At 57.7% G+C, this 13,335-nt stretch carries 9 protein-coding genes; all 9 read left to right on the forward strand.

Translation table 11 applies throughout. The features are described from left to right. The first annotated feature begins 66 nt into the window (after positions 1 to 66). Positions 67 to 1,413, forward strand: a complete 1,347-nt coding sequence (locus AC1931_RS07055) for a hypothetical protein (protein WP_483876540.1) — start codon at positions 67 to 69, stop codon at positions 1,411 to 1,413. Positions 1,414 to 1,576: 163 nt separating this feature from the next. Beyond that, positions 1,577 to 2,959, forward strand: coding sequence for a hypothetical protein (locus tag AC1931_RS07060; protein WP_483876541.1), 1,383 nt, complete (start codon positions 1,577 to 1,579; stop codon positions 2,957 to 2,959). A 498-nt stretch (positions 2,960 to 3,457) separates the two neighbouring features. Then, positions 3,458 to 5,575, forward strand: coding sequence for a hypothetical protein (locus AC1931_RS07065; protein WP_483876542.1), 2,118 nt, complete (start codon positions 3,458 to 3,460; stop codon positions 5,573 to 5,575). Positions 5,576 to 5,661: 86 nt separating this feature from the next. Next, on the forward strand, positions 5,662 to 6,222 hold the full coding sequence (locus AC1931_RS07070) for a hypothetical protein (RefSeq protein ID WP_483876543.1): 561 nt from the start codon (positions 5,662 to 5,664) through the stop codon (positions 6,220 to 6,222). A 236-nt stretch (positions 6,223 to 6,458) separates the two neighbouring features. Then, on the forward strand, positions 6,459 to 7,940 hold the full coding sequence (locus AC1931_RS07075; protein ID WP_483876544.1) for a hypothetical protein: 1,482 nt from the start codon (positions 6,459 to 6,461) through the stop codon (positions 7,938 to 7,940). Beyond that, positions 7,922 to 8,551 carry a hypothetical protein gene (locus tag AC1931_RS07080; protein ID WP_483876545.1) on the forward strand — a complete coding sequence of 210 codons (630 nt, stop codon included), beginning with the start codon at positions 7,922 to 7,924 and terminating at the stop codon, positions 8,549 to 8,551. The genes AC1931_RS07075 and AC1931_RS07080 overlap by 19 nt, the downstream gene beginning before the upstream one ends. Continuing rightward, positions 8,539 to 10,170, forward strand: coding sequence for a peptidyl-prolyl cis-trans isomerase (locus AC1931_RS07085; protein ID WP_483876546.1), 1,632 nt, complete (start codon positions 8,539 to 8,541; stop codon positions 10,168 to 10,170). Before AC1931_RS07080 ends, AC1931_RS07085 begins: the two co-directional genes overlap by 13 nt. Continuing rightward, the gene (locus AC1931_RS07090; RefSeq protein ID WP_483876547.1) at positions 10,170 to 12,125 is read left to right on the forward strand and encodes a cytochrome c3 family protein; all 1,956 of its coding nucleotides are present in this window, start codon (positions 10,170 to 10,172) and stop codon (positions 12,123 to 12,125) included. Before AC1931_RS07085 ends, AC1931_RS07090 begins: the two co-directional genes overlap by 1 nt. Further along, a complete protein-coding gene (locus tag AC1931_RS07095; RefSeq protein ID WP_483876548.1) occupies positions 12,125 to 13,315 on the forward strand; it encodes a cytochrome c3 family protein in 1,191 nt (396 codons plus the stop codon). Before AC1931_RS07090 ends, AC1931_RS07095 begins: the two co-directional genes overlap by 1 nt. Positions 13,316 to 13,335 lie beyond the last annotated feature (20 nt).

Raw genomic sequence — 13,335 nt, forward strand, 5'->3', positions numbered from 1 at the left:
ATCACTTAAGTAGCGGAGCCGCAGCGGCTCCAACAGTAAAATGAAAAACAACTAACGGAGGAAAAAATGAAAAAAACTCTACTTCTTCTTGCCATGCTGGCCCTGCCGGCATCTGCCATGGCCCAAGGCATCATCGGTGATTGCGCCGACTGTCACACCATGCACAACAGTGAGCAAGGCCAGCCGGTTGCCGTATTCGGTATCGGTGCTGATCCTGCTACCGCCGGACACACCTTCCCGATCCAGAACCTGCTGCGCATGGACTGTATCGCCTGTCATGCCCAGGACGACACCAAAGTTGTTACCATGGCTGGTGGCAGCAATATTCCCCAGGTCTATCACTCTGACGCAGCCGGCGATCTGGCCGGTGGTAACTTCAAGTATGTTGCCGACCTCGGTGACCGTTTTGGTCATAACGTTCGCGATCTGCTTCCTCAGGATGCCGCCAATCTGAACGCGGCCCCTGGCGATTATCGCCGGGTAGATCAGGCCCACAACTTTGAAAACTTCACCTGTGCCGGCGCCAAGGGTTGCCATGGTACCCGTTCCCAGTCCCTGAGCCAGTCAATGGATCCGGTAGAATCAACTGATCCACTCTTCTGGGATTCCGGTATTGTTGGTACCGGTACCTACACCGGCGCCAATATCGTTGTTGAGCGCGTTGGTATCGCCGCTATCTCCGGCGCCCACCACAACAACTATGACGGTGAAAAAGATCCGACCCAGATTGCTGACGTCGTCGGTGCCGGCGCCCACAGTGGCCAGGAACTCGCCGACAGCTATCGTTTCCTGCGCGGCCTTAAAGGCTGGGGTAACGAAGCCACCCGTTGGGAAAACGTTGATGCCCTCAGCCACAACGAGTACTTCGGCGTTGCCGGTGGTATCGGTGGTGTCGCTACCGGTTGTAACCGCTGTCACGTGCCGGATGCCTTTGACGGCTCCAACGGTCGCAGTTCACGTTTCGCTAACGAATCTTCAATTCGTATCCCTAACCAGAGCATGAGCGGTTTCTGTTCTACCTGTCACGGCAACTTTCACTCTTCCGGTGCTGGCAATGACTTTACCATCGCTGATTTCGGTGGTAACAACGGTGTGAGCGGCGCCTTCCTGCGTCACCCCTCCGATTACGTCATCCCTGCTGATGGTGAGTACTTAGCCTACACCAGCTACGACATTACTGCTCCGGTTGCCCGCCAGACCCTGGCTGCTTCCAGCGATCTCGTCACCCCCGGTAGCGATATGGTTATGTGTCTGTCCTGCCACGCTGCCCACGGTACCGAGCATGAAGGCATGCTGCGCTTCGACTACGAGCTCATGACCGCTGGTAACTTCGCCAGCATCCCTGATGCCCAGGCTGCAGGTGGTTGTCTGGCCTGCCACACCACCAAAGGTGTGTTGCCGGAAGATCGTTAATCCTAATGCCTGATCCGGATGGACTCGGCTGACCCCGACCCATCCACCCAACCGGCCGGGCTTTTCGTATCCTCACGAAAAGCCCGGCCACTCCTTCCTGAAAAGACAGAAAAAATCGTCACCAGGCAGGAATCTTAACTGAGGGATGTTGCGGGGGATTCAAATGAAAAAAGCCACGATGTTATTCAATATATTAATGACGGCAGCGCTGCTGCTGACCGCTTCCGCCGCTTTCGCTGCGGGAATTCAGGGCGACTGCGCCGACTGCCACACCATGCACAACAGTGAGCAGGGACAAGCGGTCGCCGAATTCGGTATCGGTGGTGCCGGTGTAACTGGTCACACCTTCCCGATTCCTAATCTGCTGCGCATGGATTGTATCGCCTGCCATGCCCAGGACACCAGCGAGAAAATCGTGACCCTGCCGGGCGGCAGCACGATACCCCAGGTGTATCATCAGGACTCGACTGACCTGGCAGCGGGCAACTTCCGCCACATCGCCGATGGCGGCAACCGTAAGGGGCATAACGTTATCGACCTGGTTTCCGCCGAGTCGGACCTGACCTACCCACCCGGTTTCCGTCATGCCAGTGCCGCTATTGGTGAAGGGGGCTTTGATCTCGACAAGTTCACCTGCGCCGGTGCCCAGGGATGCCACGGTTATCGCGGCCAGGTTCTCTCATCGACCTCGGTGGTCTGCGATGAGTTCGGCAACAAATTTGTTGATGGAGTGGCGACCGGTGAGCTGTGTGGGCCGGATGAACTCGAAGGAACCATCTTCAGCTACCGCACCGGCCTCGCTGCCCTGAGTGGTTTTGACGGCTTCCCGACCGTGTCGATGAAGCGCGGCGCCCACCACGACAGCTACGACGGCGTCAAGCACGACGGTCTCGACCCCAACTTTTACGACAGCCCGCTGGCCCACAGTTACCGGTTTATCCGCTCCTTGCGGGGGTACGGCAACGAGGTGGATCGCTGGCAGAATGTCGATGAAAACAGCCATAATGAATACGTCGGCGGCTACGAATCGACTGCGCTGGGAACTATTCTCAAGGCAACCGATTTCGGCAGCACCGCAACCTGCAGCCGCTGTCACGTCGGCGGGGAAATCAACTCCACCTCCAGCCGTTTGACGACACCGGGACAGTCCATGTCCGGTTTCTGCCTCACCTGTCACGGCAGCTTCCACTCGTCCGGCGTCACCAACGGCACCAGCGGCGCCTTCCTGCGCCACCCGTCCGATTACGTGATTCCCGATCGTGACGAGTACTCCGCCTACACCACCTATGACGTGACCGCGCCGGTAGCGCGTCCCCACAGCTTTTTTGTTGACGGCATGAGCAGCAGCCCTGACGTCACTCCGGGGACCGACCTGGTCATGTGCCTTTCCTGTCACGTTGCCCATGCGTCACCCTATGACGGCATGCTGCGTTTTGATTACGAAGCCATGACCGCCGGTTTCTACGCGGATATCCCGACGGCCCAGGCCGAAGGCGGATGCCTTGCCTGTCACACCACCAAAGGGGTGCTGCCGGGGAACAGGTAGTAGCGATTTGACATAATCGGGCGCATGCGCTGCGCCCCTACGAAGAAATGCTCATATTGGTTTGAACGGACCGGCAGTGGGAAATGGTTATTTTCCGCTGCCGGTTGTTTTGTTTTGGTGATATAACAAAATCTGTCAGCACCCAACCGGCGAAATACCCGGTTAGTCGTTTTGTTCGTTCATCGTCGGGGCACCCCGATTTCCCCCTCTTTGGTTCGGACAAGCTGCCGGGATATTGAACAAATCTGCTAACAGCTCGGTCACAACAAAAAGGATATAATTCAGCGGCACGTAATTTGTATAGAATGAATGGCAAGTGGCGGTATCGTAAAAAATGGCCTTTGTTTTTTATCCTTTGTCATTGGTTATTAAGCGCATTAACGTTCGGGCACATGTAATGCGCCTCGGCGGGTTGTTGGTGTTGGGCTCAGTTTACGGCTTACTGCTCACTGTTATCTGTTCACTGTTTTTAGTCCTTCAACCGGGCGGTCATTCCTGATGCGGTTAACCCAACGTCTTACATCATGCCTGCTGCTGCTGCTGCTCGGTCTTCCCGGGGTAGCCATGGCCCTTGATGCAACGGCCTTCTGGCTGTATCGTACCAGTGGCGGCGAAAATCGTGAGACGCAGAGTGAATTCCAGGAACGCTACACCCTGGGGGTCGGCCCCCAGCTTGACTGGCGTCCGACCCATGCCATCACCGCGACCGCCGGAGTTGGCTATAACCGCACCCAGCGTGACAGTGGTGACGGTACCCGAACCACTGACGAGATTACCCCGTCAGCGAGCCTGACCCTGAACAACGATATTTTTTCCCTGGGGCTGGCCGGTTCCACCAGCCGGACCTCGGGCAGTGATCAGGAGACCTCTTCCACCAATTCGTGGGACGCGACCTTGGCCAGCCGCTGGAACATCCCGTTCTGGCCGAATGTTCAATTAAACTACGGTCAGCGTGATGACGGCGGTGACAACCAGGATCTCTTCTCCCGATCCGAGAGAATTCAGACAACCAAAAGCGCGACGGTGGATTGGGACCTGTTGCTGGCGCGGCTCAGTTATCGCTACAGCGAGACCCTCGATGAGAATCGCGACTCAGGGCTGGAAGTCGAGAGCATCAGTCATTTTGCCAAGATCGAGACCGACGGTAGATTTTTCAACAACCGGGTCAGCTATAACCTGTCGCAACAGGTCCAGGATACCCGTTCCACTATCAGCGGTACGCCCGATACGGAAGGGTTTCTGACCTTTCCACTGGGTGGGACTTTTGCCGTCAAGCGCGGTGCGCTCAGTGACGATCCGGTTGTCGATCTGTTTTATCAGTCGCCGGCTGAAGCACCGGAAGCTCTACCGGTGGAAATCGACCCGATCTTTGTGACACAAAACAGTCTGCAGGTGTCTTTTGCCGTTAGCGATAGCTTTGATCGACAGGTCAGGATCATGCGATTGACCTTCGATGCCCCCGGCCTGGACGCTGTGGAAGGAGTGCGCTGGGATCTTTACCGGCGGGATTTCAGCGGCTGGGTGCAGGTTGCAGCGAATCTTCCCGGCCAGGGGGATGGTAACCGCCTCGATATTTTGATCCCTGAGACCGGTGGGGCCCCTGATGAAGAGATTCTGCTGATCGCCCGTGACGCGCCGACGTTTCCCGTGACCTTGACGGCGGTTGAGGCGTTCGGGCAGGAGCAGGGGGAAGAAGGGGGTGACCTCGATGCCAGCAGCCGCAGCTATCAGACCACGGCGGGCTTAAGGGTTGCCCTGACGCAATCGTTGAGTCTTTCCACCAATGCAACCTACGAACTGTTCGAACGTGGCGCGGCTGATGACAGTCGCCAGACCCTGAGCGGCCGGTTGCGCTGGGCGCCGGTCGTCTGGTTCAGCCCTTCGGTGAGCTACAGCGAAAGCCGCGAGGACAATGAGGGGCAGGATCAACAGTTGAGCCGCACCTACGGTCTGACCGTGGCGACGTTACCCCTGCCGACCCTTAACGTGACCTTCGGTGTCAACCAGAACGAGCGTTTTGACGGTGATCTGAAAACCAATGAAAGTCTGCGCTACACGGTCAGCAGTTCGGCCCGGATTTATCCCGATTTAAGCGCGTCCCTATTTCTGACCTGGCAGGATGCTGAGACCCTCAGCAACCGCCCCGAACTGGATGATGGGACTGCCGACACGGCTGACTATAGTTTGAGTGAAACCTTCAGCAGCCGGTTTAATCTGAACGCGCTCTTGACCAGCGCGCTGGTGGCCGATCTGACCGTCAATTATCGCGAGAGCGAACGCGAGGACGATGCACGGGAAACCGCCGACGCGACCCTGATTCTGCAATATCGACCATCGGCACTCTTGGCGCTGCGGGGATTTTATACGACCTATTTGCTTGAGAGTTTGCAGGACGACAGCATGGGGGCGGGGTTGACCCTGGCATTGCTGCGCACCAGCAAAACCAGGGTGACCATGGATTACAATGTGGCTTATGCCGAAGAATTGAGTCAACGGGTTGGCGTCAATGGCAGTCTGAATCTCAGCCGGGCACTGTCGTTGCAGGCACGCACAAATTATACCTTTGCCGACGCCGATTTTTACAGCGCCCAGGTATCATTGAATTTACGCCTGTAGGGGCGACGCACGCGTCAACCCTACAGACAATGAAAATATCGGGCGCGTTACATGGCGTCTTAACGGAACAAGCGAACGGGGTCATTATGATGAACAAAAAAATTATCGGGATGGTGCTGATCTTATTTGTGCTGGTACTGGCGGGCTGTGGCAGCAGGGTCGGGGTTCGCTCCTTTATGCGTGAAAACGTCAGCCTGGCGCATATTCAAACCATTGCCGTGCTCCCTTTTGAGGGAGCGAGCGCCGCGCCACGTATCCGCGAGTTCGCCATGACCCAGGTGCTGGCGACCGGGCTGTTCGATGTGGTCGACAAGGGGCGGGTCGATAGTTTCCTGGCCCAGGAGGCGATCACACCGGGCATGCCGCTGGACGCTCCGACCCTCAAGCGCCTGGGGCAGATTACCAGTGTCCAGGCCTTTCTGCTGGGATCGGTGGAGCAATCGACCGAATCACGGGGGTCGGCATCGTTCAGCGAAATCACCATGACCTTGCGCTTGATCGATGTGGAAACCGGCGCCCTGCTGTGGCAGGCCAGCGGCCTTGGCAGCGGCTACTCCCTGGCGGATCGCCTGTTCGGCATGGCACCGAAGGATCATTTTCAGGTCAGCATGAATCTGCTGGCGCGGTTGCTGGCGACCATGCGTTGATCGCCGGAGATGGCAGCTGAGCGTATCTTTTCGGTGCAACATCGGGCATAATTGTGGGTTGAAAGCTGTTCTTTGTCATTGGTCCTTTGTCATTTGTTGAAAGGCTGTCCTTGGTGATTTGTTGAATCATAATTCAAGTCATCAAACCGGGCGCACGTCGATGCCCTTACGGTGGGGATGAATGTCGAGCGCATGCGTTCGAAAATGGAAACGATAGATAAATGAGGCGCGGGTTATTGGGTAAATATCTCATCATGATGTGTTGCTGGTTGTGGGTAGCAGCGGCTCATGCGGCTTCGGTGGCGGTTTTTCCCCTGCAGGAACTCGGGGATGGGCGCAATGACGCCAATCTGCCCATGACCAGGCTGCTGATTGATGAACTGACCGCAAGCGGCAATGAGGTGATTTCCCAGCGGACGGTGATCAACTTCATGGCGAATAACCGCATCCGCACCCTGGGGCATCTGGAAAGCTATCATATCGATCAGGTACGAACCGAGCTGGGCGCGGCCTTTGTGTTGCTCGGCACCGTCAGCCAGCGGCGTGAACGGCCGGAACCATCCCTGGGGCTGACCTTGAACCTGATCCGCACCAGCGATGCACGCTCGGTCTGGACCTATGTCGGCAGCGTCAGCAGCAGCGACGAGCGGCGCGTCCTTGCGATTGGTGAGCCGCAGACGGTTGCCGCCCTTCCGCCCTTTTTGCTGGAGGAAATCAGATCCGACTGGCCCTGGCGGATTATCAACGAAGGATTGCATGGCGGCACTATCCAGATTGATCTGGCCCGTCTCGAGCCGCGCCATGTCGGTCCCGGCGATACCCTGACGACCCTGGTGCGATTGCGTGAACGCTGGCCGGGAGAACGGGCACCGCGGGTCTTTTTCCGCGCCGATGAACAGCTCTATCCGGCAACCCTGGACGCGGATGGGCGTACCTATACGGGCAGCTGGGTTGCCGGCGGCAGTGACGGCAGTTTCCCCGTCAATATGGTATTTGAATGGCCCGATTATGGGCGTACCGAGACCGCTCTGCTCGGCAGTTATGTGGTCGACGGCACCCCGCCGGTCCTAGACATGGAGCTGCGCGGCGCCCAGATGCTGGAAGGGCGTCCGGTGTTTAACCAGCGCGTGACCATTGTGCCGCGCCTGCTGGTGCGCAAACCGTTAAGCCGCTGGAAGCTGTCTTTCTACGAGGCGGGGGGAGCGCCCATCGGCGACATGGAAGGTCCGGGGGATTTGCCGGGTTCATTCATCTGGTCGGGGAAGGCCAACTACGGTCGGGCCGAGGATGGTATTTACACCGTGGCCGTCGATGTCTGGGACCTGGCCGGCAATACTGCCCGGGCTGAAAAAAGCCTTGAGGTCAACCGCAGCGCGCCGCGCATTGCCTTAAGCCTTGATACTGGTGATGAGGGCGTGTTTGTTGACCTGGATAACCAGGGGAAAGTCCCCCTGGAGTTCTGGCGCATGGAAATGTGGACCCAGGAAGGTCAGATCCTGGCGCGCGAACAGGGTTATGAGCTGCCGGTGAAGATAGAGCTGAATCTGCTGGATTCGGTGCTGGACGGCACAACCCAGGGGTTTGTCTTTGTGCAGGATGTTCTCGGTAACCGAACCCGCAGTACCTTGCAGGAATTGTTGCCGAGTCTGGGCAAGAAGGAAGAGGACGCCGTCGAACAAGAGAAGGAACTATCGGAAAAATGGGTCGACGAATTCTGACGCATACCTGGTTGAAATGGCTGCTGCCGAGGTTGGCACTGGTGATGGTCGGCCTGCTGGCCGGTTGCGCCGGCAGCACCGGGCCGCAACATCGGCAGATGGCTCCCTTGCCGCAGGAAGCGGTGTGCCAGGTGGCGGTGCTGCCCTTTATTAATGACAGTGAATTTATGACGGCGGATGCGGTGATTGCCAAGGTGGTGAGCGCTCGCCTGCAGGGCAGTACCGATTATCTGTTGGCCCAGGACGGCGATGTTTATAAAGCTTATCGCCAACTCGGCTTGTTGCCGGGGATGGTGCCGGATCTGGAGCAGTACCAGATCATCGCCGACCGGGTTGATGCGCGCTTACTGTTTACCGGTACTGTGCTGGAAATGCGCGAGGAGCGTGGTGATCATGGCAGTGTCAACCCGGTGATTGTGTTGGAGATGCAGATTCGCGACGGGCGTAGCGGTGAGGTCCTGTGGACGGCTTTTCACCGGCGTCAGGGTACCGATTACAAAAAAACCATGCACTTTGGTTCAATTTACACCATCACCGGTTTAAGTCGACGGATGGTGGACGAAATTATTACTCTCTGGCTGAAAAAAGGACTGATACAATGCAACGTTTGACCCAGTATCCTGTGTTGATGATGATTCTGCTCTGTTTTCTGGTGCTGCCGACCGCTCCGGCGGCGGCCTGGTTTTTCAATGATGACACCCTGGTGACAATTGACGGCACCAAGCACTCAAGCGATGAGTTTAAGCGTTGGTGGCAGTTCTGGAACACCGATAACGAGGCGGTGCCGGAGACCCTCGATGTCTACACCGACTGGTTGCTGCTCAAGCGTGAAGCGCAGCGCATGGAGCTTGATCAGGATCCCGGTTTCAAGCGTCAGACCCGGATCTTTCTGCAGTCACGGGGTTTGCTGATGCTCAAGTATGAAGCGGTCGACAGCCAGATTGATGTCTCCGATGCGGTGATCGAGGAGCGCTACCAGCGGGATTACCTGCCGCGCTGGAACTTGCAGCGGCTGATTTTTGCCGACGATGCCAAGGCTGCGGCCGCCTGGGAAGAGATATCAGCGAACGGCGTAAGTTTTGATGAACTGCGCGAACGCGATGAAGCCGAAGGTGGCCCTGAAACCATGGTGGAAGAGTGGGTACGTCCAAATGCCATCGATCCGGGCTGGGTCGATATCCTCCAGAATATGGAAGTCGAAACCATGGTGTCGCCGGAGCTTTATGACGGCGGTAAACAGCTCTATTACCTGAAGGAAGTGGCCGGCGCTGACGATCTTGACCGGCTGGCGCGGCGTGACCAGATCCGCCGGGAACTGTGGAAAGAGCAGGAAACCGAGTTGACCCTTGGCCTGCTGCGGGATCTGCGCGAAAAGTATGAGGTGAAGATCAACGAGGAGCGTCTGGCGGCCCTTGATCTGATGGCCGACGACAGCACCTTTAGTGATGAGCCGGTGATCACCACCAATCGCGAGAATGTGTCGGAAAAGCAGTTTGTCGCCGTGATCAGGCGCCTGCAGGAAAGCCGCCCGACCGCCGCCCACGCGGCCTTTGACGAGGAGAAGTCCCTGGCATTCAAAATGGAAACGGCCGGCAATATCATTGGCCAGAGTTTGACCAACTGGGAATCCCTCGATCGCAAGTTTGAAGAGCGGGAACCTTTCAAGTGGGAGTACGAGTTCAATCGCGATCACCGCATGGTGCTCTCATTGGAACAGCGCCTGTTTATTGAGGAGGCCAGGCCGACGGATGAGCAGGTTGAGGCCTTTTACAAGGACAACCTGGTGCGCTTTACCCAGCCTGCCATGGTCAAGCTGTATATTGTTGATGAAACGCAAGGACCGGTTGACAAGTTCTGGGCCGATGTGGCGACCGGCAAGGAGTTTCGCCAGGTGTTGCGCGATCATTTTGAGCAGCGCGTGAATCCCCAGGAAATCCCCGCCAACCATCTGGATCCGGAAGTCAAGCCGGTGGTCGAGCGGCTGGTCGCGGGGGAAACCAGTCAGGTGTTTACCGCCCAGGGGCTCAAGGTGATTGTTCATCTGGATGAACGGACCCCGGAACGCCCCCTGCCTCTGGCGATGGTGCGGGATTCGATCCGCACCGAGCTGCGGCAGCAGAATATGCAGCAGCTGCGTCAGGCGTATCTTGAGAAGCTGAAGGATCAATCCAACGTTGATGTTAAAGCCAGTAAATGGCGGTCTGTCAGAAGAGAGCTTGGAGGAGCGTGATGAGTAACATCGGTTTGCGAACCGGCCTCGGCCTGATCCTTGTCGGGGTTGTCCTGGCAGCCCTGTTGTCTGCCTGTGGTCCTGCTGCGCCGGTCGATCGGGTGGCGGAGATCCGCCGGACCTGTGCACAGTGTCATCCGGAAATGGTGGAACGTTTTACTACGGGTGTTGTCCATCAACCGACGGCTGAAAAACGCTGTGAGGCCTGCCACCTGCCCCACGGTATGGTGCCGACGGTGCTGATGCGCCAACCGGTACCGGTGGTCTGTCTGAGTTGCCACGGCGATTTTCGTGATATCACCAACCGCGCCTCGGTTCACGAGCCGGTCGGCGCCGGTTTGTGTGAATCCTGCCATCAGCCCCATAATTCCGAGCATGCGAATCTGTTGGTCGCGGCCGCGGATGAACTCTGTTTCTCCTGTCACGGCGCCGAAGGTTTTACCCGCACCACGGTGCACGCGCCCCTCGAAAACGGCTGCCGCAGTTGCCACGTACCCCACGCTTCCGATCACAAAGGGTTGCTGGAGATGCAGGGTGATGTCCTCTGTGCCTCCTGCCATATGACCGATGACCCCGGATTTATCCAGGCCCACAGCGATTATCCGGTGACCGGACGCTGCATCGATTGCCACGCTCAGCACAGCTCCAGTGATTCCAATCTGCTGCGCGAAGTGGTGCACGAACCGGTACGGGGCGGCGACTGCAACAGCTGTCACGAACTGCAAGGCCAGGCGATTCTGACCCCCGAGGTCGAGGGCGGCCTGTGTCTGATGTGCCACGTTGATGTGCCGGAGACGGCCCAGCATGCTCCGGTCCTTGGCGGGGACTGTCAGTCCTGTCACTCCGAACATGCCAGTGAATATGCCGGGATGCTGAACCAGGCCCCGACCCGGGTGTGCCTGTCCTGTCATGATCAAAATCAGCGCACCCTCGGTATCCGCAGTATGCACGCGCCGGCAGGCAAGGGGGAATGTATGTCCTGCCATCAGGGTCACCGTTCCGACAACCCGGCGCTGCTGACCAATGAATCACCGCTACTGTGTTTTGAGTGTCACGATCGCGGGACCTATGCCGATACGGCCAAGCCCCATATGCCGTCCGAGAACGGTATGTGTCTTGATTGCCATGCGTCACACAAATCGGAACAGGGAAAACTGCTGGTTGAAAAGGAGGCCAATCTGTGCTTCTCCTGCCATCGTCAGACCCGTGGTGAAATGGGACTGTTCAGTCAGCACCGCCCCTTCGCCCAGGGTAACTGCTCCGGTTGTCATGCCCCCCACGGCGGCAGTCATGATGGACTGCTGGTGGATACCGCCGTCGGCGGAACCATGTGTTTCAGCTGCCACGGCGAGCTGGAAGCGGACAAGTCTGGGCCGAATGCCCATATGCCCTTCGCCGATGGTGACTGCCTGCTCTGCCATGGACCCCATGGTACCGACCAGGCGGGCCTGATCAAGGGACAGCCGGGAGCCGTGTGCATGGATTGCCACGGCGATGTGGAAGCCACTGTCAGCCAGGTCAAGTTTGCTCATGAACCGGTGGCCGAGCGCCAGTGCGCGACCTGCCACAGTGGTCACGGTTCGCCCCATGACAGCTACCTGACCCGCGGCCAACCGGCTCTGTGCCTCGGTTGTCATGGTGAGGTTGCCCAGTATTGGCGCGACGGCGCCCTGCATCAGCCAGCGGCTCAGAACTGCTCGACCTGTCATGATGCCCACGGCTCTAATTTTGCCGCCATGACCGTCAGTGCCATCGGTGAATTGTGTGCCGGTTGTCACGACCAGGGAACGCCACGCTTCGCCGCTGCCCACGAGGGAATTATTCCGGGTGGGGACAGCTGCGTTTCCTGTCATGATCCCCATGGCGGACCGGAAAAGAATCTGCTTTATCCGGTACGGCATCAGCCGTTCACTCCGAATAACTGTATCGCTTGTCACGAAGGGAGGGCCCAATAATGTCGGTGTCTGTTCTTATGCGGCCTTTCTTGCTGTGTGCCGTTGTCGCCATGGTCGCCGTCGTGTTGCTGTCGGGGCAGACGGTTTTTGCCTACGATTGTTTCAATTGTCATGATGGTGCTGCTTTTAAAAAACGGGTCAATCACGCTCCGGCGGCAGCCGGGGACTGTCTTTCCTGTCACAGCGCCCACGTTGCCCGCTTTGACGGCCTGTTGCAGGAGCAGGTTAAGGATCTGTGTTTGACCTGTCACGATGACGTGACCGTTGGCCAGCAGAATCAAAGCCTGATTCATGAGCCGGTGCGTACCGGTAACTGTCTCGGATGTCATAATCCCCATGCCTCGGATCACCGGGGCCTGTTGAATGAGCGTGCGGTGGATACCTGCTTCTCCTGCCATGATGATATGCCGCGGTCTTTTGCCAATACCCATGCCCCTTATGCGGCGGGGGACTGTTCCTCCTGTCATGTGCCGCACCAGTCCGACAACCCCTATCTGCTGGCCCAGGCCGGTGATGAGCTGTGTTTTGGCTGCCATGCTCCGAGCAGTGTCAAACAACAACACCGGAACTTCCCGGTGGAACCGGCAAACTGCAGCTCCTGTCACAATCCCCACGGCAGCGAACGCAAAGGGATGATCCGCGATGTCCTGCACGCCGCCTATGAGTCGGGTTGTACCGACTGTCACTCCGGCAGTGAGCCGGTGCTGGTGGATACCTGCCTGATGTGTCACCCGCAGGTCAGTGACCAGATGGCTTCGTCGCATAACCACCTGGTTCGTTACGATGATAATGGCTGCATGGCCTGCCATTCGCCCCATGCCGGTGATGATCAGCGCCTGCTCAAAGGGCAGGAACGGCATGTATGTGGCGCCTGTCATGACTCGACTTTTGCGCGTTCTGACAGTATGGAATTCCGGCATGTTAAAACCGAAGCCTGTAATGACTGCCATGCTCCCCATGGGTCGAACCATCCGGCTATGTTGCGCGGGCCGATCAACAATGTCTGCGGGGAATGTCATGACCACCACGCCACCTTCAGTCATCCGACCGGTGAATCGGTTTTTGATCCGCGTACCGGGCAGACGATGACCTGCGGCAGCTGCCACGCGACCAAGGGAACCGATTACGAGTATCACACCCGGTACAGTGGCAAACGGGCGTTGTGTGTGCAATGTCACGCGGATTATTAAAGAAAGAATGATACGAACAA

This window comes from Pelovirga sp. C15f (assembly GCF_057178085.1).